The organism is Paenibacillus sp. FSL F4-0087, from assembly GCF_038020215.1.
Taxonomy (GTDB): domain Bacteria; phylum Bacillota; class Bacilli; order Paenibacillales; family Paenibacillaceae; genus Paenibacillus; species Paenibacillus taichungensis.
This window is the reverse complement of record NZ_JBBODJ010000001.1, coordinates 6,143,493-6,169,381: the sequence shown is the minus strand read 5'-3', so window position 1 is coordinate 6,169,381 and position 25,889 is coordinate 6,143,493. Positions and strand designations below refer to the sequence as shown.

Here is a 25,889-nt window from a genome sequence, read left to right as displayed (position 1 = left end):
AAATTGAAACTCCTTTAAAATAGGTAAAGTCAGGCAGGATTCAAAGCTTTTTACCCTACATATGTTGCATTCCAACGCAATACCGCTTCATATCGAATTAATCGATCCGATGACAGATGACGAACACACATGGAGGAGATCAAAATGAGTCACAAAGGAAAAGTAGCAATTATCACTGGAGCAGGAAGTGGATTAGGCCAAGCGACTGCACTGAAGCTGGCAGAAAAGGGCGCGTCTATAGTGGTCGTTGATCTCGTGGCTGAAACGGGTCAGGAAACTGTAAAACAGATTGAGAAGCTGGGCGGTAAAGCCATTTTTGTACAAACAGATGTAAGTAAGGCGAACGAGGTAGAGAATTATGTTAACAAAACGATCGAGGAATTCGGTCGAATCGACATGTTCTTCAATAATGCCGGGATCGCTGGTCCTGGTATTAAACTAATTGAGCATACTATCGAGCAGTTTGACCAAATCATTGATATTAACCTGAGAAGTGTATTTTACGGATTGAAGTATGTGATTACCGAAATGCTCAAAACAGGCGGTGGTTCCATCGTCAATACAGCATCTACAGCAGGTATTGTGGGTGTTCAAGCAGTTGCACCTTATGCAGCGACGAAGCATGGCGTAGTTGGACTAACACGTACAGCGGCCATTGAGTATGGCAAAGAAAACATTCGCGTGAATGCCATTGCCCCAGGTACGATTGAAACTCCAATGGTGGTTCAGTTCGGGAAGGATAATCCTGAAGTATTCAAAGCAACCCTTGACAGCATTCCATCCGGTCGTCTCGGTAAGCCTGATGAGATTGCCAATCTGGTATCCTTCTTACTGGGAGACGAAGCTCCTTATATTAATGGCGCTGTTTATCCCATTGATGGTGCTGTAACTGCACAATAAGGCACCAATCAGACTGGAATAAGAAAGAGAGGCTACTGTAATATCACAGTGCCTCTCTTTTTGCGTGTTATCATTTTTATTCTTGAGCATAAGCTCCATCATGCAACATTGGATGATTCGGTCTGAGCTGTTGTGGTAATTGCCGGACGGTAGGCAAGAATGATGATGATCATTGCAATTAGTACCCCTACAGCTCCAATCCAGGTGATGGATGACAATGATACTGAGCTGACAGCGATTCCCCCAATACCGGCACCAGCAGCCATGGCCAGTTGCATTACGGAACTGTTCAGACTCAACATAATTCCAGACGATTCTGGAGCCATTGTAACCAGATTATATTGCTGTGTTGGGCCGGAAGACCAAGCGGAGAAGGACCATAGGATCAACACAATGAAGATGGCCATACCTGAATGAGCCGTGATGTTTAGCACCAGCAAACTTATGACATGCAGGGCCATTCCCAGGATGAGTGTTCGCTTTACTCCCATACGATCGGCGCTGTATCCTCCAGATTTGGAACCAATCAGACTTGCGATCCCAAAAGCCAGCAAAGCGGAACTTAACAACGTTTCGCTCATGCCTGCAACAGATACCAAGTAGGGTGAAATGTAGGTATACGCAATAGAATAGCCTCCTAACCAGAAAAAGCTGACAAGTAGCGCAAATCCAATACGAGGTTGTTTGAGGAGCGCTAATTGTTTTTTCAAAGGAACGGGTGCTTCGCCTTCAGATGGCGGGATCGTAGATGCAATAACAATCATGGCAATCACACCCAAAATCGCTATACCTGCAAAAATAAGTTTCCAATCCCAAGCTGCAGCTACCATTCTTCCCAGTGGAACTCCCACGATTAGAGATGCGGTAAACCCCGTAATGACTGTTGCGATAGAGCTGGCCTGTTTGCCTGCGGGCGCTATTTTGGCAGCGACTGTCAGGGCTGTTACAACGACGACTCCAGCTCCCAGCGCCATAAGGACACGTGCAGCGATAAAGAGTCCATATCCAGGTAACAGGTAGGCCAGGACGTTGCCGACGACAAAAAGTCCCAGAAAGTAGAGCAGCAGCTTTCGTCGATCCATGCGGGATGTTAAGGCGATAATGATGGGCGTACCGAGCGCATAAATGAGTGAAAAAATTGTGATCAGCTGTCCCGCAGCAATCAACGATATATTCATGGTGTCCGAGATCCGATCCAGAATGCCCGCAATGACATATTCGGAGGTCCCTACAAGAAAGCTGACCAAGGCCAGGACATAGATTTTCCATGTGTTAGACATGAGTATATAACCTCTTTCTGATTATAATTATTATATTTTTAGAAATATAGAAATAAAGACGAGAGAACAGGATTAAGATAAGACTAATCTACCAATGAGGCAAAGCGAGTACTTAATCTATCAAATGTACCGCGTGCTATAGCAAAAGGGTATTTAAATGACAACCATTAGGCTCAGCGGACTAAGTAGCATTACCAATATAATGATTTTATGTTTCTAGTATTATGGAAATATAAAACAAAAATTTTACTTCTCTAACAGATAAGGAGCGAATCTCTGTAAAGTATCTGTATTCAGACTGTAGTAAATATACGTACCTTTCTTTTGTGAGGTCAACAAACCACAATCGGAAAGTTGCTTCAGGTGATGAGATAAAGTGGAGAGCGCTACAGTTACAAGCCGATTCTCCAAATCAGCTGGACACAGGTTACTTTCACCTGAAAGGATCTGAATGATTTTATATCGCGTTTGTTCACCTAGCGCTTTATGAATTTTGACAGCCTGTTCAGTATCAATCGGATTGGATTGCATCAAAATCGGTCCTTTCGTCTTTATTTCTTATTTCTATAAATATTGAAATAACTTTATCATGTCTTTAGAAAAAAGTAAACTCCCCGCGAAGATCGTTGTTTCCAGTCGAACACGAATCAACTGAAAGCAAAAACCTTTGCAGGGAGTTGAAAAGTCTATCTACATACTAATTACAGGCGTTCAAGAGACTCAACGTAATCTTTGGCATCTTTCAATGACAGGTTTCTGGCTTCACGGGCCTTTTTGATTGCAATTATTTTCTTGCCCTGTTTTGCAAGCTCCTGCAACTCTTTATCAAGTTCAGTGAGGTCAGCCTGTGCCGGTGGAGTTAGAGACACATTCGCTGCAGAATCGTTATAACTGAGAGGGGAATGTATGGTACGTCTTGAACCATTCTCCAGACGTTCAACATCCCTTTTCAATTCATTCAACTGGGTCTGCAAGCTGATGACGCGAACCAATAAGATAAGAATAAGAAACAAAAAAACAACTAGAACAATGGTGTTAATTTCCATGCAGTCAGGTGCCTCGCTTTCCTTGCTTCAAATACATAACTATTTAAGCTGTACCGGGATCTCCTTAACACCTCGAACAATCATGCCGTGTCTCCATTCAAGTTCATTAACATCCGTCTGAAGCTGCATATCGGGAAAGCGGCGAAGCAGTGTATTAATCGCAATCTCGCCTTCAAGTCGCGCGAGAGGGGCTCCCAGACAGAGATGAATGCCTTTGCCAAAAGCCAAATGTGGGCTCTTCTCACGAGTGATGTCAAAAACATCCGCATCTTTAAATTTCTCTTCATCCCGATTGGCTGAATCCAGTGCTACAATGACTAGTTCACCTTCAGCGATGTGATGTCCATGAAATTCTATGTCCTCGGATGCCCAGCGAGATGTGCTGAATTCAACCGGACCGTTATAACGCAGCATCTCTTCAACGGCATTATGGATTAACTCAGGCTGCTTGATCAGCAGGTCGCGTTGTTCCGGATGCTCCAAAAGGGCAAGTACACCATTACCGATCAGATTGACAGTTGTTTCGTGCCCGGCGATGATCAGCAGAGCGACAACACCAAGCAGTTCCTTTTCAGTGAGTTGTTCTCCTGATTCTTCTGCTACAACGAGCTGACTGATCAGATCGTCACCCGGCTGCTCACGTACTTTGGCAAACCAATTATTCAGGTAATCAATGAACTCCTGGGCATGCTTCTCAAACACTTCGGAATGTTCCGCACTTGTCGCATCGATAATGGAATTGGACCATAAACGGAATTTGTCCTGATCCTCAAGAGGTACACCCAGGATCTCGCTGATGACAATGATCGGTAATGGAAATGCAAACTCATCAATCAGATTCATCTTATCCTGGGAATTGAGATTATCCAGGAGATCGTCAGCAATATCTTGAATATGGCTTCTCATGCCCTCAATCAATCTTGGAGTAAAAGCCTTCTGTACGAGTCCACGTAACCGGCGATGATCAGGTGGATCGGAAAAAAGCATGTTATGCACGAATATATTTTGTTGATCGGGTCCATAACGTTTGACTACGTCCTTACTGAAACGGTTGTCTTTCAACACTTCCACTGCATCCTCATAGCGGCTAATAATCCAACCGAAATCACCATGAGGGAACAGGACTCTGTGAATAGGATCATTTTGTCTCAGCTTTTCGTATACGGGGTAAGGGTTCTGTGTAAATTCTTGAGTGAACAACTCAGACTGTGAAGTTTCATTAGTACTCAAATGGTTAATCTCCTCTCATCAAAAGCTCGTATTGTTACGCATCTTATCTAAGGGATCATATGTTAATTTCGGTGGCTTCATACGAAAAGCCTGCACCATCTATATATTCAATATTGGATAGATTGAAACCTTGTTTTTGACTAACAAATATGGTATGGAAAGCCTATTTAATTTTAGATAGAATAGCACATGGAATAAGGAATAAAATCAATAGAAATGAAGTAAAGACACAGACTACTGGGCTGTGCTTTTTTTGTGAGATTGGACTTATGCTGCTTGAACCATATTACGTGGTGTTTAATGAACTATAAGGACGTATGGCCTATAAATTGAAGTTGTCTACAACAACAACGAGGATTCAAATTCGTTTTGAATGCAACCTCCATGATGCAATGATATAAGTAATTCACAATTATGCTACGAACTATGTCCATTGGCTCAGGAAGAATGCCGATAAGAAGGACGTTTCAACCATTTTTGGCGTTTTCTAAGTCCGTTCAAAGGCTGCTGTGATAAGATAAAACTTAATAAGAACATACGATCTGTTTATGCGAGAGGAGAAACCTTGACGATGGAGATGCTTAAGCCACCCGCCGAGACACTATATGAAACAGAATTAAGGGCGTTACGAGAAGAAGATACGGGAAAACGTCCTCCAAACTGGCTGCTGTCCCCGGCCTATGTCAGAGATTTTATTATTGGTAGGAATAAACCTGCAATGTTGAATGGAGAGGAGGTTTCTATTACACGGAAATTTTATGGCAACGATGTTCTCATTGAACGTGCTGTAGTGACACTGGCAGGCAATCGTGGCTTAATGCTGGTGGGGGAACCCGGGACAGCCAAGACCATGCTCAGTGAACTGCTGACCGCCGCCATTTCTGGTACCAGTCTCAACACAATTCAGGGTACGGCAGGTACAACCGAAGACATGATCAAATATTCCTGGAATTATGCCATGCTGCTGGATAAAGGCCCGTCCGAAGCTGCACTTGTACCCTCGCCTTTGTATAACGGAATGAAGAAAGGAATTCTTACCCGTTTTGAGGAGATTACACGTTGCCCCGCTGAAGCACAGGATAGCCTGATCAGTATTCTTAGTGACAAGGTGATGAGTATACCTGAGCTGGATGGTGGTGTGCTGTTTGCCAAACCGGGGTTTAACGTGATCGCTACGGCGAACATTCGTGATAAGGGCGTCAATGAAATGAGTGGTGCGCTGAAGCGCCGTTTCAATTTTGAGACGATCAAACCGATTAGCAGTGTGAAAATGGAAGCCAAAATTATTGAATCCCAGGCGCGAAGCCTATTATTACATAGCGGAATAGACACCGAGATTAATTCGGATGTGGTTGAATTGCTGGCTACGACATTTATGGAGCTTCGCACAGGAATGACGCGGGAAGGTTACAAATTGGATACGCCCCAAGCGTCCATGAGTACGGCTGAAGCCGTATCTGTATATGTACAGAGTGCAATGACTTCCTATTATTACGAAGACAAGGGAATCGCATTGGATCGGCTGGTGCAAAACATGCTAGGGACGATAGCGAAAGAAAGCGACAAGGATCTGTCCATTCTCAAAACTTACTTCTCCAAGGTCGTGAAGGAGCGTTCGAGAGAAGAAGGGATTTGGAAGGATTACTATGAGGAAAAGAAATGGATCGGTTAACAAGAAATGCGGATTTGGATGTTGCACAGTTACAGACGCTGTTTGAGTCGCAAGTGTATAACCTGAACAACGGAACGTTTTATTTTCCTATACGCCATCATAGTCCAGCCTGTTCCTATCATTTGTTGCGATTGATTGAAGAATACAAGCCAGACATTATTCTAATCGAAGGACCTGAGAGCGGCAATCCTTTACTTCAAGTTCTGTCTGATGAGGCGACCGTACCTCCTGTCAGTCTTTACTACACCTATGAGAGTGAAGAGGAGAGAGCGGCCTGTTATTATCCGATGCTTCGTTATTCTCCTGAATATGTAGCGCTGAAAGAAGCAGCTCGGCTGAGCATCCCTGCAACTTTTATCGACCTGGATTATCATCATTTCTCCAAGCCCAACAAGGCAGAACAGCGGGAGATATCCATTCAAGACGAGACATTGCTTGCAGGGTCTGAGTTTATCCACCGTTTATGTCAGAAAACAAACTGTCGAAGTTTCGATGAGTTGTGGGAGAACGTATTTGAAATTGGTGGTCTGGAGAAGTCAACACAGGCATTTGTACAGGATGTATTCACGTACTGCACCTTATCCCGGATGTGTTATTCAGAAGAGCGCTTGCACAGTACAGGTGATTTGGCAAGAGAAGCTCATATGAGAAGTCGTATTAAGCAGGCTGGGCAGGAGCATGAACGTGTGCTTGTCATTACTGGCGGATTTCATTCGTATGGACTGCTGATGCCCGAGAATCATGAGACGGACTCAGAAGAGATGACGATGCAAGAGCTTGTGAAGGCTCAGAATTCGGTGCATCAGCAGATGTATCCCATGGTCTACACGTTTGCCGAAGCGGATCGGCTGAATGGGTATGCAAGCGGCATGCCTTACGTGAATTATTACGAACAGATATGGACTCAGCTGCTTCAGCAAAAGAACTCCGTGTACAATTTGACCGCTTTGGACTTGTTATCACGACTAACTCGCAAGCTGAGGGAAGGGCATGAACATGTATCAACCAGCGACGCTATTGAGGCATACAGCATGGTTCAAGGACTCGCAGGACTGAGAGGAAAAAGGGAAGGTGGAGTCTATGAGCTGATGGATGCAACACTTTCTTCCTTTGTAAAGGGTGAACTTACGTTAGCTTCAGACAAACCAATACAAGAACTGCACAGATTGCTAACCGGGGATGTCATCGGAAAAGTGGCTCCCAACCCATTCAGTATTCCGATCGTTGAGGATTTCAAAGAACGTTGTACAGAATCAAAACTTCAAATTCGTACTACAGGCCAACATAAGAAGATACTTGATTTATATGCCAAACCAGATCATCGTCGGCAAAGTCAATTGTTTCAATGTATGGTCTATCTCGTTCCGGATTTCGCGAAGCGACAATCAGGCCCGGATTGGATTGCACAGCGTGACATGAACCTTGTTCGGGAGACATGGGTATACTCCTATTCCTCCAGAATTGAGGCTCGATTAATCGAGAACTCGCTCTATGGAGGCACAATTCAGGAAGCCGCTACGCGCAAGATGGAAGAGGAAATGCAGGGAATACCGGATCATCACAGCGGTGACCTCGCCAAATCCATGCTGCAGGCTCTGCTCATGGGCCTGCAGGATAGCGCAATGAAGCTGTATGAACAAGTAAAGTCAGCGCTCCGGAAGGATGGGAATTTCTTGTCACTGTGCGGAAGTCTGCATATTTTGAATCGAATTCAGCAGCATCGCAGACTTCTTGGGTTGTCTGAGGAACAGCAGCTCCTCAACCTCGTTTCCGAAGCCTATAACAATGCCGTGGACAAACTGATGCAGCTCTCAAGAACGAATCCGGATGAACATGAAGCGATTGTCCAGGGACTGAAGCTGCTTGCCATGCTGGCAGAATCGTCCGAAGAGCATTTCCGGGATGAACCATTCAGGGCACATCTGGATGAACTTCTGTCAGACAGCCAGCTTCCGGCACAGCTGGAGGGGGTGTGTATTGCCATATCTTCAGGACTTGGCGATAGGCATAGAGAAGAGATCGTGGATCGAGCACGTGCATATATCCGGGGATCGCAGGAACAGACTCGCCAGACTGCACTTTATCTACAGGGTGTGTTCTCTGTAGCACGGGACGCTTTTCTGTATGAAGATCAGCTTTTATCAGAATTGAACTATATGATCGAGAAGCTTGATTATGAAGAGTTTATTCGTATGATCCCTGAACTTCGTTTGGCGTTTACTTACTTCACACCAATGGAGACAGGCCTAATTGCGGATCGGGTTGCGAACTTGCATCAGGTAGAGAACAAAGAGATGTCATGGCCTTCCGTTGACGAACGATTGCTGATCCAGACGAAAACATGGGATGAAGCCCTTCGGAAGGAGTTTGACGCATGGAAGCTGATCTGAATGAGCTCAATACAACCAGGGAAATGGTGAAAGACAATGCAGAGCTGAACCGGGCAGAGACCTTAAACCGTTGGCGCCTTATCCTGGGTGAATCCTCCGAAGAAGGACTGTCCAATGCAGATGACTACTCCCCTGATGATTTTAAATATACCGAAGTCGATGAGATTCTCGGATATCTGTATAATCGCGAATACGGTGAAGAGCAGGGTTATAGAAAAGGGGGAGGAAGGGGCCCCTCGGACCTTACCGTCCCCAAATGGTTGCATAAGGTCAGGGAACTGTTCCCGAAATCAACGGTAGAAATTTTGGAGAAACAGGCGCTTGACCGTTATGGCCTAACGGAATTGTTAACGGACAAAAAGCTGCTGGAATCCCTCGAACCAAATATGAACCTACTCAAGAACATTATGCAATTTAAAGGACGAATGAAAGGCGACGTATTAAAGAGCGCCAAGGAAATCGTACGAGTCGTGGTTGAAGAGCTGCGACGCAAACTCGAATCTCAGACCAAAGCGAGCATTATGGGGAAACGCAGCCGTTATGCATCCAGTTCAGTGCGTTCCTTGCGCAATTTGAATTTCAAGCAGACGATTACCAAGAACTTGAAGAACTATGACAAAAACAATCGAAGATTTGTAATTGATCGTCTATATTTTGATGGGAATATCCAGTCTCACAACAAGTGGGACATCATCATTGGTGTGGATGAGAGCGGAAGCATGTTGGATTCAGTGATATACAGTTCGGTGATGGCAAGCATTTTCTATCGCCTGAATGCACTGCGAACAAAATTGTTCATTTTTGACACACAGGTTGTCGATTTGAGTGACAGGCTGGAAGATCCGGTAGATGTGCTTATGAATGTGCAGCTTGGCGGGGGAACGCATATTACCAAGGCACTCCGTTATGGTGAGACGTTAATCGAAAATCCTGGGAAAACAATATACATTCTCGTTAGCGATTTGGAGGAGGGTTACCCGATCCAGCACATGTATAAGGCATGTAAGGATATTCTGGATACGGGCTGCAAATTGCTTGTGCTGACCGCACTCGATTTTAACGGAGATACCGTGTACAACAAACATGCTGCGCAAACGTTATCCAATATGGGTGCACATGTTGCTGCGATTACACCCAATGAGTTGGCAGATTGGATTGGCGAAATTATTACTTAATTGGTTATATATAAGATCATTTATAAACTCATATTCGAGGAGGAATGTGTAATGTTAACTGCAGATCGCGCAGTAGAAGCTCTGGTGGAGAAGTTTGCAGAGGTGTGTTCCAATGAATATTCGTTGAAAACGGATCGGAGTCCGGAAATCATAGATTATGTGATGGGAACGACGGATAAGTTTCCTGATATGATGGGAGGTTCCAGCCATTATGCGTACCAGACGATAGAAGTACTCATGAAAATTGCCAAAAAAGATGACGGAGACATCTTTTTTCGAGCGGGAGCCATTGTAATTCATATGGAATCCAATTATTCCAGAAGAAATTCGTGGAGAACCGATGGTTTTACGCTCTGCCTTGGAAACGACTCGGAAGCTTATGGACTGAGTGGAAAGAGCAAAACCAATGATCGGATGGGCGAATTGCTGTCCCGTTTGGAGAAAATCAATCGCTATGCTGGAGAGAAGGAAATTCTGGATGAATTAAAGAGCAGACTGAAGGGAAATTTCCATGATGTAATCAATGGAATGATACTCCTTCGACTCTATTCAGATCTCAATAATAGCCCTTCCCATCTTGCCCAGGTGCAACAGTTCACTCAATCTCTGCCTGCATTGTTTCAACATGTGATGACACATGATACAAGTAAGCTGCGGAAAGAATTGCATGCATTGATTGAGCCACTGGTGGTTTGCAATTTTCAAACGAAACATAACAAATCTGCATATGAATTAAATGATGAATTCCTCCGGGAGAAGCATAATCAGGTTATAGCTGAGAACTATTCGAACACTTCTCTTTCCAAAAAGGAGCAACTGTCTTACAGTGAGTTCGACAAGACGATGATCCTTTTGAGCAATGCTTTGTTTTATTTGGTTAACATCAGTGGCGGCAAACAACGTTTCCTTGAAGACAAAAGTGAGACCGGTCTTATTTTGCTCGAAGCCATAAACCAATTACATGAGATCTATCCACTTGAAGTTCGGCGCTATTTGTTAAGTATGGATACAAGAACGAAAAATGCCAACGAATTGCTGTCAGGGCTGGTGCCCTTGGACGAGCCATATCAGCTCATCGAAATGTTGCGTAATGAACTCGAATCGTACACCATACCATGGCAATTTCTGCAATCAACGATTGTGAATGATCCGCAACAAGCAATTCGTGCATACCACATATTAAAACCCCCATTCCTCAAATTGTGTATTCAAAAAGTGCTGGAGGATCATGGAATCGCAGTGCCAGATGTGGATGAAACGGTTGAACAAGCCGTATTCAGCGCTCTTCGACATCCATTAGATGGAGGCAGACAGGGACTTGCGATTGCACGATATTTGAACGGTGAAAGCTCCTTTGAAGAATACTGGGAAGATCCGAATAGTCGAGGACTGTTTAATAACCTGAATCGTGACAAAAGGCGTGTTCATAACTTGATCAGCATTAGTTTCCTGCCTTTGAATTCGGAGGCGATGCGTCGGTTCGTGATTCTAACCACGTATCCCGAGTGGACACTGGATATCGTTTCTGATATGTATCAATCTTACGCGTTTAGCGGTGAGAAGCTGTTGGAACTTTATGGCCAAGATCCAGAGGTAAAACAAGAGAAATTGCTGTCCAGTCTGATTTCTCTCAACGGTATGACCGATTATAAGTACAAATCGATGCCTCAGGATGAATATCGACGGATCATTCAGCAAAATCTGGACTTTGCTCTGGGACAGTACAAGAAACTACCCACGGACACGCGCATCTTAATTTTGGAAATCACCTTTGAACAACGTCAAGAGCTGTCGACTAAACAGGTAGCTGAAGCAATTCGTGCCGGATTGCAGGATTCATCCAAAAAGGCAAATGGCGTGGCATTATCTGAATTCAATCGGATTCCTGACCAGGACTTATACACGACAATATATCGTTCGGAGAAAAAAACGGGTGTGAAAGAAATGGCTCTGAGCGCCATCCGCAGTTTGGATAATAGCAAGGAGATATACCTTGAGCTTCTGAAGGGTGAGAAGTCTGCCGAATGGAAGAACCTGATTCAAATTCTGCTGGATACTGCGGATCAAAGTCCAGAGTATGCTCATGCGGCACTTGCAGATCAGGCAGATGCCAAAAAGCTGACCAGACTAAGTTGGTTTTCTTTGAACGATCTTCCTTCTCTGATACGTTCAGAGGACAATCAACCATTAGATGATCGAATCAAGCAATATATCTTGGTCCAATCAATAGATCATACATCTGCGCCGAACGAAAGACTGAATGAACTCCGTGAGTATGTAAGCGAGGAATCGCTCGCACGGTTTGCTAGCGAGCTGCTGCAGTTGTGGATTCAGGAGAGTGCTTCTGCGAAGGAGAAGTGGGTAATGTACCTCTCGGCACTCTTTGGCGATACTCAGATTGTGAATATATTGGCTCCCCAAATTAAGGAATGGACAGAAAACAGCCGAGGCGCCATTGCGGCTGATGCTGTAAAAGTACTGGCCTATCTTAAGGAACCTTCTGCTCTTATGGCGATTGACAAGATTAAACGCACTGTGAAGAACCGCCAGGTTAAGGGTGCGGCTGAAGAAGCGTTGCAGCTGGCAGCGGAAAATTTGGGACTCACCTCGGAACAACTGGAAGATCGACTCGTCACCACACTTGGTTTTGATAAGAATGGAACGATGCAGCTGAGCTACGGGGAGCGTTCATTCCTGATTAAAGTGAATGGAGATCTGCAGGTCGTTGTTGTAAATGAAGAAACGGGTAAATCTGTGAAGAGTCTACCTGCTCCTGCACAGAAAGATGATGCTGAACTTGCAGCACAATCTAAGGCGCGTTTCACACAATTGAAGAAGGATCTCAAAACAATGGTTAACATCCAGGCGCAACGTCTGGAAGAATCTTTGTCAAAACAACGGCTGTGGTCTGCTGATGAGTGGACAGCATTGTTTGTACAGAATGTAATCATGCAGAAATTTGCTGTAGGTCTGATATGGGGCACATATGAAGATGGTCAGTTGGTCACCACGTTCCGTTATATGGAGGATGGAACGTTTAATACCGTCGATGAGGATGAATACGAGCTGCCTTCGGGATCTCTAGTGGGATTGATTCATCCACTCGAACTTGACCAATCTACGCTCGAAGGATGGAAAACGCAGCTGGAAGATTATGAGATCAAGCAGCCGTTTGAGCAGCTGAATCGTCAAATTCATGTGCCTGAGGATGACGACAAAAATAAGGTTGAATATGACCGCTTGCCGGAGTCGGATTTCTCTCCCACCGCATTCCCCAAAGCACTGGAGAAATACGGATGGATCAAAGGTCCAGCACAGGATGGCGGCTGGTATCATGAATTTTACAAAGAGTATGGAGATCTTATCGCAGAACTGCGCTTCAGTGGTACCAGCATTTCATATTATGAAGGATTGGAAGATATCACGCTGGAATCTCTGCACTTCTTTAAACCTGGCAGTCAGAAACACTACTATTATAGCGATCACAAGTCCATTGCTTTGGGTGAAATTGCAGGTCGTGTGTTCAGTGAGACGATCTATGATATTTTAAGAGCGTCAGGACGTTGATCACGTGAGTGGATTTGAACTGAAATTTCGGATGTTTTCGAAGCTGTGTACGGAGGATTATTTGATTCGAAATGCCAACAAAGGGTTGTACAAACGGTCTCTGAAAGAGTTGGATAATGGCTTGACTGTGCAATACACTTGGAATGAAGCCTCTGTGAGTTGTCAGTTGAGTGATGGTACACATTGTTCGCTTGAAAATACGCTAGATCATTGGGAGTGCTCCTGTCCGGCAGACAACATTTGCAAACATATACTGATTTCGATTTTGTATTATCAGCGGGAACATCAGACAGAGGATACATTAAATCAGGGTGAAGCAGCGTCATCAGCACAGTTGGAACCTGAGTCTGGTCTGGTAACGGAGTCACGCTTCCGCTGGATGGTTGAATCCGATCTTGCTCCTTTGATTAAATCATATAGTTCTTCCTTGATTGAGGAGGTTCTGTTCCGATTAAGATATCCCGAGCAGATTGAAGTATTGGAAGATTCTCTTCTAACGGTGCGTCTGGTGAAACAAGAAATTGAGGTTTCGTTTACAGAGGAAGCTAGTCTGGCTAAGGCCCTGTGCAAAGTAAAACAAACTGCCGGTAATATGGCCAAACTTGAAGCATTATTGCGGTATCGGATGCAACAAGGTTTGGATGATACGGAAGCCATAAGTGGAAGAGTCCATGATACCAAGTTTTCACTTCAAACGGTGCGGGAATGCCGTTACATGCTGGCAGATCTGCTAAAGACGGGACTTGCTCGTCTACCGCAATCGTATATGGCTCAATTGGAGACACTGGCGATTGCGGCCCATAGTGGTCATCTTCCTGACGTTGAGCGGAGTTTACGCGGGATTCAGGGGGAACTGCAATTGTTTTTTAACCGACACGTACGGTTCTCCATGCAATCGATGCTTGATCGGGTAAGCAAGTTGTATCTTGCATTACAGGTGCTTGAACAAGAGAAGGTATCTGCATTCAAACAGAGTCAGCTCATTGGCAGTTTCCGAAGTAAATACTATACGGTTCCAGAGCTGCATCTGTATGGACTGGGTGCTGATGCATGGGAGACACGCTCCGGTTACCGTGGAATCACTTATTATTTCTATTGCTCTGATGATGCGGAAATCTATACGTACAGCGATGTGCGGGCTGTATACTATGAAGATAATCAATTCTCATATACAGAGCATTATGGTTCCTTCACTCCATGGCTGCCCAATCTGACTTTTCGTCAATTTGCCGGTGAAGAGATTCAGTTTCGCTCGGTGAAAGTAAATGAAGAGCATAGACTCTCCTCCGGGGAAGGCGCAAAGCTTACACTGTTGCCACGAACATCAGTGGAAGAGGTGAATCTGGGCAAGTACATGCAAGATATACCCTCCGTACTCGCTGAAGATGCACGCTCATTTGAGTTGTTTTCCGTTCCGAAAGAACGACTGGCGATGATCAAGGTTGCCCGGGTTGTAGAGCATCGCTTCGAGAAGCAATCGCAGGACCTTATTCTAACGATGGAGAGTGACCATGGGGAGACGTTGGATCTGACTCTTCCTTATTCAACGGAATGGGAGACCATGATCAAACGGCTAGAGTCTGGCTATGGAGCAGGAACACTCGAAGACTTCTATGCTTTTGTACGTATAGAGCAACAACGGATATACCCGATCAGCTTCCTGAAGGGTCCAACAGTGATCAGTCTGAAACTGGATACGGGTTATGGAAGGACGGGAAGAGTTGGAAGACTATAATCAGTTGATGCAGAAGATTAGCAGCTGGTCAGAAGAGCTGTTGCTTCGCGGATTATCCCAATTCACACTGAAAGATATGGAAGTATTGGAACAGCTAATCGCGGAGACCTCGAGGTTTCAAATGACTTTCCTTCGTGAAATACTGGAGCTCATGATCGAAGAGGGCCGAAAAACTGCTCTAGGGAGCGGTGATGAGGAGCTTATGTTGCTTCATTATTGCCGCCTCACACAGTATGTACAGCTCAGCATTCAGGAATCATCCTGAACCGATTGACACTTAAAGAATTGCAGAAGCGTGAGCCTCTGCAATTCTTTTTATTTCATTTGAGTAAATTAGGTTTTTGAATCTCCAAAGTTAACGGTTATATTCGCTCAGATGTCATATCCCCGCTTATGATGCATACCCATACCATTAGGCGAATGCTGTCTTAAGGAGGAAACAGGCATGTCCATGAGCGAACCTCTGTTAACGCAAATTGTCAATCAACATATCCCGGCTGACGCGACTGTCGTCACCATTGATAAACCGGTCAAACATCCGGCCATTTATGCTTCAGATTTAACCGGAGACGGAATGCCGGAGATTGCTGCTGTATATGAGCAGGGCGGAGAATTAATGCTGCTTGTCCTGAAATTTTACCAGGGTCACTGGATCAAGATGTCTTTGACGAAAGGCTTGGGTTATGGTGTTACCTTGCTGACAGCGGCATCTGTGACATCCACGGCGCGGAACAATCTCATTGTAGGCTGGCAGATCGGTGCGATCTGGTCGAAGCTTGCTGTATACGAATGGACGGAATCAGGACTGACAGATCAGGCGCCGGAAGATTTGTATTACAGCCATGCGGAAATCATCGATATGCCGGGTCACCACGGCAGAGATGGCAAAGTAGAGATTGCACTCTGGATTCATGATACAGGTGAAGCTTATCGGGTCGAGATCATCCGCTGGCAGAATGGGAAATGGGTTCCCGCAACAGATGTATATCCGTATTACTTTCCTAAAGTTGTGCAGTATTACGAACAATTGACTAAACACTATCCAGACTACACTTTCTATTGGTACTATCTCGCAGATGCCCAGTACAAGGCCGGATTATTTCCTGCCGCGCTCGTCTCGGTCCAAAAAGCGCTAAGTTTTAGTGACCCATACCCTTCACGGGAAGTTCTGCTTGAGCTGGAAAAGAAGATTAGGCAAGCCATAGGCACAGAGGGGCCGCGTGAAACGACGTGGTTATTTCCGATATCAGTCAGAACAACAACTGGAACCCGGTGGGGCTATATGGACGCCCAAGGTCGTATTCGTCTTGAACCGATACTTGACGATGCCCAAGACTTTCAACGAAATGGCCTGGCTGTCGTGGTGAAAGACGGGAAGACTGGTATCATTAATCTTAACGGGCAATTTGTCGTTCAACCTGTATACGATTCCATTAATCCTTTTTCAGAAGGTCGGGCCATTGTCATTGATTCCCAAGGGTTCAAGATGATTGATGAACAAGGTGCAGTATTGACCAAACGGGCATATCCGTTTATTGCCGATGTGAAGGACGGTCGAGCGCTATTTTACCTTTCAGATAGCAGTCAGGCAGGCGGGGAAGTCAGTCGTTACGGTTATTTGGACACCTCTGGAAATGAGGTCATTCGGGCTCAGTTCACTTCAGCGAACGATTTTCAGGATGGCAAGGCCGTTGTGCAGATCAAAGAAAATGAATATGCGTTAATTAACCGAAATGGTCAGCGGCTGGCGACGTATCCGTATGCCTACGTAGGACCTCTAGGTAACGGATTACTTCCTTTTCAGAAAGAGACATCGGGTAAATACGGTTATATCGACGAAAGTGGTCATATTCGAATTCAGCCGAGCTTCACTTCGGCATTTCCGTTCAGTGGTGGATACGCTATTGTGAATACAGCGGAGGATTACAACTACATCTATGGCGTTATTAACACACAGGGCACATTTACCATCCAACCCGCCTATAATGACATTCGAGATCTGGGAGAACATCGGCTAGCCCTGGGGCAAGCGATTGACCCCAAACAGTCTTTCTTAGGTTCGGTCTATGCAATTGCAGATGTCACTGGTAGAAAACTTTCCGATTTTGTATATACGGATGTATCGAATTACAAGGGAGGGCTGGTTTCAGTCACGAATGGAACACAAACGTTCTTTCTGGATCTAAAAGGGCGACCTGCATCGGGATACCCCCGTGTTGAAGGCTCGGGCACACTCGAATTGGTAGCTCCCGATCTAATCAAGGCGTATGTGGACCAGCGCGTATCCTATGTAAACCGGGCCGGGCAGGTCATTTGGCGACAAAATACAATTGTTCCACTTCACCCGCCATATCGTGTACGGGAAGAGAAATATAAGCCAAACCCCGATTATCTCGTGTATTATCCGCAGGTGGAAGGGTTAACCGATCAAGCCGTTCAGCTTGCAGTAAACGCCAAGTTAAAGGCACTATCCCAAGTGAAGCCAATCCCTGCGGATCAGAAGCTGGGTTACACATATACAGGGGATTTTGATATTACGTTCTATCAGCAGCAATTGCTTCAACTCAAGCTCACGGGTTATAACTACCCGGCGGGTGCAGCACATGGCATGCCGACGATGATCTATGCGATTATTAATCTGAGCAGCGGCCAGATGTATGAACTCAAGGATTTGTTTAAACCGAACAGTGATTATGTTAAGGTGCTCAGCAAAATTGTAGGTGATCAGATCAAAAATGATCCACAATACTCGTATGTTTTTCCAGACACGTATGAGGGAATCAGCCCGGATCAGCCTTTTTTTGTCACAGCGGATGCACTGCATCTATATTTCAGCCCTTATGAAATCGCTCCTTATGTCGCGGGATTTCCGACATTTACAATTCCTTTTGCCCAGATCAAGGATATCATTAATACAGAGGGTTCATTCTGGAAAGCTTTTCACGAGCAGACGTAACCAATCCATTTCACCCCGTAACCTAATGCCTACGAATGGTGTTTAGATATGGGAGGGGATTTGGATTGTTGCTGAATGCGGTTCAACGTTTTTTGGTTTTAGGAATTGAGTTTGTTATCGTGATGCTGAGTGCTGTGGTCGCAGTTGAAGTCCTGGAAGGATACAAAGTTACAACGACAGAATACTATGGCCTGCGGAATGTGGGTCACATCTTTTTTCTCCTGATCTTTATCACCTTTAGCCCACACGTATTCGCTTTTTATACTGTAGTTGTAAGTCCGATTTCATGGCTTCTGCGTAAATATGTCCCCTTTATTATCGCCAGGGTGATTGTATATAGTGTCGGTTGCGGGTTACTAGGGTCGTGGGTATTTGATCAGATGTTCAGAGACCATATCGTGGAGACATACCATTTGAACCGAACGACTTCCATCTGGCTATTTGCTCTTGCGGGGATGATCTACGCCATAGTAGAAAATAGAGTTATACAACGGTATAAGATGCGAGCAGAGAACTTGGGAATTTCCAATAAGGGTTGAGAACGAAAAGGGTGAAAGATCCCTCAAAAGGAATACTATTCTGCACCGGAGTATTTTTCACGATATCCATTCATCATTGGTAAGAGGCCATATGTCACATATGGTCTTTTTTTGTTTGCCTTAATTTTTAGATGAAATAAAACAAAATGATGCCATTTATTATCCGTATAGAGGTATTTTTGCTCCGTTTTGAGGTAGTAGCTGATCACTGTGATGTGAGATATTAATTGGGCGTATATAACACTGCGCTATGTTGAGAATGATTATTAATGTCAGGAGGAGCGGGATGAACACCACATCTGAAGTATCCGGTTTAATGGAAGTAACCAAGGAGCGGAAAGGTTTGCTGATTACAGCAAGTATCTTCTCGATTTTATCGAGTCTGCTGCAAATGGTTCCATTTATCGGAGTGTATAAAATCGTCGAAGAACTGTTAATCCATGCCCGAGAGCCATCTGGCCTGGACAGGGATTTGCTGATGTATTGGGGATTCGTCTCTTTTGGAGCGCTAATCGCGGGTCTTATCGCGCTCTATATTGGAGGAATGTGCTCGCATATCGCTGCATTCAACATCCTGTACCAGCTCAGAGTAAAGCTTGCCGATCATGTGGCAAAAGTGCCGATGGGGTATCACACTCGAACTGCGACAGGTGAGCTGAAAAAAATCATTGAAGTTAGCGTTGAGAAAATAGAGAAGTTCATCGCGCATCAGCTTCCCGATCTGGTGAGTGCGATCGTCATTCCACTAGTGCTACTATGCTATTTGTTCTGGCTAGATTACCGTATGGCACTGGTCTTGCTAGTTCCCATGATTATCGGGTTCTGGCTGCAAAGCAGCATCTTCCGAAGTGAACGGGGACGTCAGGCATATCGTGATTTTCAGTATGCGATTGAAGAAATGAACTCAACAGGGGTTGAATACGTAAGAGGAATGCCGGCGGTAAAAGCATTCGGTATTACAGCGGACTCGTTTCTCACCTTTAAACAGGCAGTAACGAGATATCGGGATATCTCGTTGAGAATAACCGATTTATGCAAGACGTCGTATGGCATGTTTTTCATCATCATTATTTCGCTGGTGACCTTTATTGTTCCGATCGGCATTTTACTTTCAAGCGAAAACGCAGGCAATCAGTCTTTCGCGATCACCTTTATTCTATTTCTAATCATTACACCAAGTTTGTCCGCACCACTCTTGAAACTGATGTATCTGGGTAGTGGCATGCGTGAGATCGTGGAAGGTCAGAATCGGATCAAGGCTGTATTTGCTGAGTCGGTTGTACAGGAACCTCTCACTCCGCTAGTGCCCGATACATATGATGTGGCTTTTCGGCAGGTATCCTTTGCGTATGAACAAAAGGATAGCAAAGCGTTCAAACCTGTGCTTCAAGAAGTTGATTTTGTAGCTAAAGCAGGAGAAATGACGGCATTGGTTGGACCTTCGGGTGGCGGAAAATCTACCATTGCCAATCTGCTTCTGCGTTTCTGGGACGTGCAGCAAGGCGAAATTACGATTGGTGGGGTTCCCATTCAGGAAATGGGGACAGAGAAGCTGATGGAGACGGTTTCGTTTGTATTCCAGGAAGTACATCTGTTCTACGATACGATTGAGGAAAATATCCGCATGGGCAATACAGCTGCATCGCGGGATGATGTCATTGCTGCGGCTCGAACAGCTTGTTGTCATGAGTTTATTGAGAAGCTGGATGAGGGATATGACACCAAAATTGGAGAAGGTGGTACGTACCTGTCCGGTGGTGAAGCTCAACGGATTGCCATTGCGAGAGCTTTACTCAAGGATGCTCCAATTCTCGTTTTAGATGAAGCGACAGCATATGCGGATGCAGAGAATGAACATAAGATCCAGCAAGGACTGGCCCAACTCGTTCAAGGTAAAACGGTACTGATTATTGCTCATCGTCTAACAACGATTCGGGCAGCTGAACAGATCCTGGTCATTCGTCAGGGTACCATTGTTGAGCGAGGTACACATGATCAATTACGTGAGGCAGACGGTTTGTATGAGAAGATGTGGCAGGCCCATATTCATGCTGCTTCCTGGAAGCTTGGAGGTGCGAAGCAATGAGGAACTATTTATACAACATATCGGGTGGTAACCCCCGCAGTCTGCTTCCATCCATCATAGCCGCCATTCTGGACGGGATTGCCAAGATCATTCCGGCTGCGCTGCTCGTTGATATTTTCAATACGATATACAAATCCTTCGCTGAACCGGATAAGGGACTGGACATCCAGCGAATGTGGATGGTGTGCTGCATTCTGTTTGCATGGCTGTTGGTGGAGTATGCGGCTTACTCTTCTCTCTATGATAAAACCTATCGGGCAGCATACAGCCTCGCCGCAACGGGACGCTTGAAGCTGGCTGAACATATTCGTCATCTATCATTGGGTTTCTTCGGTAAAAGGGACCCGGGAGATCTGACCAATCTGATTCTGAGTGATTACGGACAGGTAGAGCATACGATCTCTCACAATCTGTCACAGCTCATCAGCGCAATTGTGCTGCCGGTGCTGGCTTTTGTTGGACTGCTGTTTGTAGATTGGCGAATGGCAGTTGCGATGTTCGTCGCTGTTCCACTGGGGGTGGCCTTGTTATGGGTGACAGACTCCATTCAGGCTCGCTTAAGCGAGAATCATGTGAGAGCCAAGAACGAAGCGGCCAGTCGTCTGCAAGAGTACTTAACCGGTATTCGTGAGATCAAAGCCCACAATATGGGCGGAGAACGATTTGAACGACTGCGTCGTTCTTTTGACGAGTTGAAGTCGGCATCCATTCGGTTGGAAGGCATTATGGGTCCGATGATTATGGGCGCGATGCTGCTTGCGCGTTCCGGAATGACGTGGATGATTTTGGCAGGGAGTTATTTGCTTGCTGGCGGGGAATTGACATTGCCGATATTTTTGCTGTTTTTGCTGGTCGGTACGAAAGTGTTTGAACCTCTGACCGTTGCGCTGATGAGTTATGGCGAGATGCGGTACTCCGCATATAGCGCACGGCGCATTATGGAAGTGCAGCAGGAGGCGCCGATGAAAGGAACAGGAAGCGTACAACCTAATCAAGCCATCTCGTTTGACCGCGTAACCTTTGGTTATGATGATGAGCTGCCTGTGCTGAAGAATTTGTCGTTTACCATTCCTCCGCACACCATTACTGCACTTGTAGGGCCATCCGGCAGTGGTAAAAGTACAGTTACCCGTCTCATTGCGCGTTTCTGGGATGTGCAGTCAGGTTCCATTACCATTGGCGGGCAGCCAATTAACCGTATGGACCCGGAGAAACTGTTGGAGGATATCTCTGTTGTCTTCCAGGACGTCTATCTGTTCCAGGATACGATTGGTAACAACATACGTGTAGGGAAGAAAGAGGCTACCCAGGCAGAGATCGAAGAAGCAGCCCGCCGGGCTTGCTGTCATGAGTTTATCGCAAGTCTGCCTCAAGGATATGACACGTTAGTGGGAGAAGGAGGCTCGACGTTATCTGGTGGGGAAAAGCAGCGTATATCGATTGCACGTGCGTTGTTGAAAAATGCATCCATCGTTTTGCTGGACGAAGCTACGGCGTCACTCGACCCGGAAAATGAAGCTGCAGTACAGCAAGCGATTAATGAGCTGGTCACGAACAAAACGGTAATTCTAATCGCCCATCGTTTGAAAACGATCCAAAATGCGGATCAGATCCTTGTCCTGGATCAGGGCCAGCTTGTGGAACAAGGAACGCATGAGCAATTATTGCTAGGCTCGGGGATCTACTCGCGTCTGTGGCAATTACAGCATGATGCCGAGGGATGGCAGGTAAAGGTATAGCGATGAACGCAGTCGTCCAAACCAGATAGATGAATTGACTCAAAAGGAGAATAATTTAAATGTTAAAACGAGTTCATATATGGATTGCATTATGCTCCATGCTGATGCTTGCGGCTTGCGGAACTGAACAGACAAGCAGTCAGGAGGTTAGTTCGTCAGAGGGAACGGCGCAAGCGACAACGAAAGTCATCACCAATCCAAATGGAGAGGAAGTTACAATCCCCCTTAATCCGCAGCGGATTGTGGATCTGTCCGGCTCAACAGAGGAATTACTCATCGTTGGCAAAACGCCTGTCGCTACGACCAGCGCCGATTATGGGCAGCAGGATCAGATCACTCCACCCCTTAAAGACAAGTTGGATGCAAATACCGTGGTTCTGGGGTGGCTGGGCAGCAAATTCAGTATAGAAGCGGTGACTGCGTCGAACCCGGATCTGATCATTCTGGGAAAGGATTTTAATACAGATCAGTATGAAACCTTATCCTTAATTGCACCGACAATTGTTTTACCATACTCGTATTATGATTGGAGAGAACGTCTGACGTTCCTGGCAGATACGTTCGGAGAAGAAATCAAAAAGGATGAGTTCCTGGCTAAATATGATGCAAAGTCGGCTGAGTGGAAGCAAAAACTTGAATCGGCTGTGAACGGTGAATCTTTTGCGGTCATCGAAACCTATCCTAACAATCTGGTGATCTATTCGAATAAAGGTGCGGCAGAGATGTTGTACGGCGAGTGGGGACTAAAACGCACAGAAGGTATTCCTGAGCCCGAAGGCTGGGGAGGCAAACAGATCAGTATAGAGGCGTTGATCTCCGTCAATCCGGACCAGCTGGTGCTGATGGAGAATAGCGAGAACAAGATGGAAGACAGCAAGGTGTGGAATAACATGAATGCCGTCAAGGATGGGAAGATTTATAAAATCTCCAGCGTAGATAACTACAATTATTCTTATACGGCTATGGGACGGATGGAACTCATGGATCGTTTGGGTAACCTGATTTTGGAAGGACAGAAGTAACGCTGAATAGAAATATAACAAAAGATTTAAAAGTTAAAAGGTTCGCCATGAAAAGGCTTCTCAACAAAAGTTGAGGAGCCTTTCTCGATTCCTTGAATAGGATGATTAAGAACTTAATGGAATATTTTTCTGTTATACTACATGGATATGTGTCTACATACATTCAACTAAATCCATATGAAAGGAGGCATTCATTTGAGAGAAGCAGGTTTTTGGGTTAGATTAGGAGCAAACTTGTTAGATGGAATTATCGTTTCAATCCCTTTAGCCATTATTGTAGGTGTACTGACTGGAAATTATGATAATGACGAGCCTTTAGCTAAACTACTGAGTGGATTATATTCCATTTTATTACCTGTATTATGGAGTGGCCGAACGATAGGAAAACGTATTTGCGGAATTCGAATTCGAAAATACGATACACATGAGCCCCCTGGAATTGGAACCATGCTCATGCGAGTTGTTGTTGCAGGACTGGTATATGGAATCACATTTGGCATTGGTTTCATTGCGAGTGTCATCATGGTTGCTGTACGAGAAGACAAACGTGCAATCCATGATTTTATCGCAGGTACCGAAGTTGTTTGGGACTAAAAATGCGAAGGTAATCCCCGGCACAAATATTGTTTATGTTCCAATCCACTCATATTCACCCACGTTACAGACGATGAACCTTGTTCATGGTCTGTTTTTTTGTGCTGCCATAAGTACAGTCACAAACCCGCGCCAACACTGCAAAATCAAGGCATTGCAGATGATTATATAGAGAATTCGTCTATCGTTTTGGCTAAATGATCATTTGGTTCTGACGAAATCAACATGTCATTTCATCTTTTGCGAATATCGCTACAATGCGCTCTCCCTTACTCTGAGGTAGAGCACAGACATTCCCAAAAGGTGGAGGATAAGGTCCATGAGAAGAAAAGTGTTATCTACGAGTTTGATGATCCTGTTATTAGGTACAACGATCCTGGGGTGTTCGTCCGAAGACAGTAAAACGGGCGATGCTGAAAAAGGCACACCAAGCGGATCAACGGAAGCAACAACCTATCCAATTCAAACGGATAAGACGCTTACGTACTGGGGTGAAATTAACGGAAACTTGATCGGGGTCAAAAATTCGCACAGCGAAATTCCATTCTTTCAAAAATGGCAGGAAAAAACCGGCGTGCCACTCAAATTCACGGCACCACCGACAGGTCAGGTCAGAGAATCTTTTAACGTGATGCTAGCATCTGGAGATTTGCCTGACATGCTGGAGTACAATTTTATCGGAGATTTCCCTGGTGGACCGGAAAAAGCCATCAATGATGGTTATATCCTCAAGCTGAACGATCTGATTGACCAGTATGCTCCGAATCTGAAGAAATACCTGCAGGACAATCCGGACATCGACAAGATGGTCAAAACGGACAGTGGCAGCTACTATGTATTCCCGTTCATTCGGGGAGATGAGTACCTGCGTGTCTTCCAGGGACCAATCATTCGTAAGGATTGGCTGGATGAGCTGGGACTGCCTGTTCCGGAAACGATTGATGAGTGGACAACAACTCTGAGAGCTTTTAAAGAGAAGAAAGGCGCAGCCGCTCCGTTCTCCGTTGTAAGTAAGCCACGATTCTTTAACGATTCCGGTAACGGTGCTTTCCTGGGCGCCTTCGGTGTAAACCGTGGATTCTATCAGGAAGACGGACAGGTCAAATTTGGTCCTGCGGAAGAAGGTTTCAAAGAATACTTGACGTTATTCCAGGAATGGTACAAAGAAGGTCTGATTGATAAAAACATCTCAACAGCCGATACCAAATCCGTTGACGGTAACCTCGCTTCGGGTGCTACTGGCGCTAGTGTCGGTAACGCAGGCGGAGGTATCGGCAAATGGCAACCGCTCGTAGAAGCAAATGATCCGGATGCCGTTCTGGTCGCCGCACCATATCCGGTGCTTAAAAAAGGGGATATTCCTAAATTCGGCCAACTTAACCAGGGTTATGCCTCGGAAGGAACGGTTGCCATCACAACAGCAGCCAAGGACCCGGAACTTGCCGTTCGCATGCTGGATTACGGCTACAGTGAGGAAGGGCACATGTTCTTCAACTTCGGTGAAGAAGGTGTCAGCTATAACTTGGAGGGTGATTATCCGAAATTTACGGACTTGCTGCTAAAGAATCCGGATAAACTCGCTCCTGCACAAGCGATTTCACTATATGCCCGCAGCAGCTATAACGGTCCATTCGTTCAAGACAAACGTTATGCCGAGCAGTTCTTTGCATTACAGACTCAGCGTGATGCCATTGATGTATGGAAGAATACACAGGCCGCCAAATATAATCTGCCTTCAATCACACCTACACCTGAAGAGAGCTCCGAATACGCGACCATCATGAATGATATCAACACACTCGTCGATGAGATGACCATCAAGATCATTCTGGGTAACGAACCAGTGGATCAATTTGAGAGCTATGTCGCGAAAATGAAATCGTTACATCTGGATCGAGCGATTGAAATCCAAACAGCAGCACTCGAACGCTACAACAACCGGTAATTGTAAAAGGGGA

At 45.3% G+C, this 25,889-nt stretch carries 18 protein-coding genes; 14 read left to right on the top strand and 4 right to left on the bottom strand.

Features of this window, described 5'->3' with window-relative positions:
* Positions 1-144 precede the first annotated feature (144 nt).
* Positions 145-900, top strand: coding sequence for an SDR family NAD(P)-dependent oxidoreductase (locus MHB84_RS28040; protein ID WP_076288692.1), 756 nt, complete (start codon positions 145-147; stop codon positions 898-900).
* 98 nt (positions 901-998) lie between these two features.
* Here MHB84_RS28040 and MHB84_RS28035 read toward each other — a convergent pair whose 3' ends face one another.
* The 4 genes from MHB84_RS28035 to MHB84_RS28020 form a co-directional block, all read right to left on the bottom strand.
* The gene (locus MHB84_RS28035) at positions 999-2,180 is read right to left on the bottom strand and encodes an MFS transporter (protein WP_076288693.1); all 1,182 of its coding nucleotides are present in this window, start codon (positions 2,178-2,180) and stop codon (positions 999-1,001) included.
* A 246-nt stretch (positions 2,181-2,426) separates the two neighbouring features.
* Positions 2,427-2,711 (bottom strand): ArsR/SmtB family transcription factor, encoded by a 285-nt coding sequence (locus MHB84_RS28030; protein ID WP_076288694.1) that lies wholly within the window; start codon positions 2,709-2,711, stop codon positions 2,427-2,429.
* Positions 2,712-2,881: 170 nt separating this feature from the next.
* Positions 2,882-3,226 (bottom strand): hypothetical protein, encoded by a 345-nt coding sequence (locus tag MHB84_RS28025; protein ID WP_076288695.1) that lies wholly within the window; start codon positions 3,224-3,226, stop codon positions 2,882-2,884.
* A 39-nt stretch (positions 3,227-3,265) separates the two neighbouring features.
* Complete coding sequence (locus tag MHB84_RS28020) at positions 3,266-4,456, bottom strand: cytochrome P450 family protein (RefSeq protein WP_076288696.1); 1,191 nt, start codon at positions 4,454-4,456, stop codon at positions 3,266-3,268.
* Positions 4,457-5,027: 571 nt separating this feature from the next.
* Here MHB84_RS28020 and MHB84_RS28015 point away from each other — a divergent pair.
* From MHB84_RS28015 to MHB84_RS27955, 13 genes are all read left to right on the top strand, one after another.
* A complete protein-coding gene (locus MHB84_RS28015; protein WP_076288697.1) occupies positions 5,028-6,128 on the top strand; it encodes an ATP-binding protein in 1,101 nt (366 codons plus the stop codon).
* On the top strand, positions 6,116-8,518 hold the full coding sequence (locus MHB84_RS28010) for a DUF5682 family protein (protein WP_076288698.1): 2,403 nt from the start codon (positions 6,116-6,118) through the stop codon (positions 8,516-8,518). Before MHB84_RS28015 ends, MHB84_RS28010 begins: the two co-directional genes overlap by 13 nt.
* Before the next feature lie 23 nt (positions 8,519-8,541).
* Entirely contained in the window at positions 8,542-9,693 is a 1,152-nt protein-coding gene (locus MHB84_RS28005; RefSeq protein ID WP_064640846.1) for a VWA domain-containing protein, read from the top strand.
* Between the two features lie 51 nt (positions 9,694-9,744).
* Entirely contained in the window at positions 9,745-13,260 is a 3,516-nt protein-coding gene (locus tag MHB84_RS28000; RefSeq protein ID WP_076288699.1) for a DUF4132 domain-containing protein, read from the top strand.
* Between the two features lie 4 nt (positions 13,261-13,264).
* Positions 13,265-14,995, top strand: coding sequence for a hypothetical protein (locus MHB84_RS27995; RefSeq protein WP_076288700.1), 1,731 nt, complete (start codon positions 13,265-13,267; stop codon positions 14,993-14,995).
* Entirely contained in the window at positions 14,982-15,260 is a 279-nt protein-coding gene (locus MHB84_RS27990; protein ID WP_179087147.1) for a hypothetical protein, read from the top strand. The genes MHB84_RS27995 and MHB84_RS27990 overlap by 14 nt, the downstream gene beginning before the upstream one ends.
* Before the next feature lie 180 nt (positions 15,261-15,440).
* Complete coding sequence (locus MHB84_RS27985; RefSeq protein WP_076288702.1) at positions 15,441-17,951, top strand: WG repeat-containing protein; 2,511 nt, start codon at positions 15,441-15,443, stop codon at positions 17,949-17,951.
* Between the two features lie 65 nt (positions 17,952-18,016).
* The gene (locus MHB84_RS27980; protein WP_076288703.1) at positions 18,017-18,490 is read left to right on the top strand and encodes a hypothetical protein; all 474 of its coding nucleotides are present in this window, start codon (positions 18,017-18,019) and stop codon (positions 18,488-18,490) included.
* A gap of 286 nt (positions 18,491-18,776) precedes the next feature.
* Positions 18,777-20,576 (top strand): ABC transporter ATP-binding protein, encoded by a 1,800-nt coding sequence (locus MHB84_RS27975; protein ID WP_076288704.1) that lies wholly within the window; start codon positions 18,777-18,779, stop codon positions 20,574-20,576.
* On the top strand, positions 20,573-22,315 hold the full coding sequence (locus tag MHB84_RS27970) for an ABC transporter ATP-binding protein (protein WP_076288705.1): 1,743 nt from the start codon (positions 20,573-20,575) through the stop codon (positions 22,313-22,315). Before MHB84_RS27975 ends, MHB84_RS27970 begins: the two co-directional genes overlap by 4 nt.
* A 59-nt stretch (positions 22,316-22,374) precedes the next feature.
* The gene (locus MHB84_RS27965; protein WP_256716783.1) at positions 22,375-23,337 is read left to right on the top strand and encodes an ABC transporter substrate-binding protein; all 963 of its coding nucleotides are present in this window, start codon (positions 22,375-22,377) and stop codon (positions 23,335-23,337) included.
* Positions 23,338-23,532: 195 nt separating this feature from the next.
* The gene (locus MHB84_RS27960) at positions 23,533-23,931 is read left to right on the top strand and encodes an RDD family protein (RefSeq protein ID WP_445322115.1); all 399 of its coding nucleotides are present in this window, start codon (positions 23,533-23,535) and stop codon (positions 23,929-23,931) included.
* Positions 23,932-24,250: 319 nt separating this feature from the next.
* Positions 24,251-25,876, top strand: coding sequence for an extracellular solute-binding protein (locus MHB84_RS27955; protein ID WP_076288707.1), 1,626 nt, complete (start codon positions 24,251-24,253; stop codon positions 25,874-25,876).
* Positions 25,877-25,889: the final 13 nt, after the last annotated feature.

Bases quoted from the DNA above. Each gene is read 5' to 3' on its own strand.
- MHB84_RS28040 (WP_076288692.1), top strand. From the start codon at position 145: ATGAGTCACAAAGGAAAAGTAGCAATTATCACTGGAGCAGGAAGTGGA.
- MHB84_RS28035 (WP_076288693.1), bottom strand. From the start codon at position 2,180: ATGTCTAACACATGGAAAATCTATGTCCTGGCCTTGGTCAGCTTTCTT.
- MHB84_RS28030 (WP_076288694.1), bottom strand. From the start codon at position 2,711: ATGCAATCCAATCCGATTGATACTGAACAGGCTGTCAAAATTCATAAA.
- MHB84_RS28025 (WP_076288695.1), bottom strand. From the start codon at position 3,226: ATGGAAATTAACACCATTGTTCTAGTTGTTTTTTTGTTTCTTATTCTT.
- MHB84_RS28015 (WP_076288697.1), top strand. From the start codon at position 5,028: ATGGAGATGCTTAAGCCACCCGCCGAGACACTATATGAAACAGAATTA.
- MHB84_RS28010 (WP_076288698.1), top strand. From the start codon at position 6,116: ATGGATCGGTTAACAAGAAATGCGGATTTGGATGTTGCACAGTTACAG.
- MHB84_RS28005 (WP_064640846.1), top strand. From the start codon at position 8,542: ATGGTGAAAGACAATGCAGAGCTGAACCGGGCAGAGACCTTAAACCGT.
- MHB84_RS28000 (WP_076288699.1), top strand. From the start codon at position 9,745: ATGTTAACTGCAGATCGCGCAGTAGAAGCTCTGGTGGAGAAGTTTGCA.
- MHB84_RS27985 (WP_076288702.1), top strand. From the start codon at position 15,441: ATGTCCATGAGCGAACCTCTGTTAACGCAAATTGTCAATCAACATATC.
- MHB84_RS27975 (WP_076288704.1), top strand. From the start codon at position 18,777: ATGAACACCACATCTGAAGTATCCGGTTTAATGGAAGTAACCAAGGAG.
- MHB84_RS27970 (WP_076288705.1), top strand. From the start codon at position 20,573: ATGAGGAACTATTTATACAACATATCGGGTGGTAACCCCCGCAGTCTG.
- MHB84_RS27965 (WP_256716783.1), top strand. From the start codon at position 22,375: ATGTTAAAACGAGTTCATATATGGATTGCATTATGCTCCATGCTGATG.
- MHB84_RS27955 (WP_076288707.1), top strand. From the start codon at position 24,251: ATGAGAAGAAAAGTGTTATCTACGAGTTTGATGATCCTGTTATTAGGT.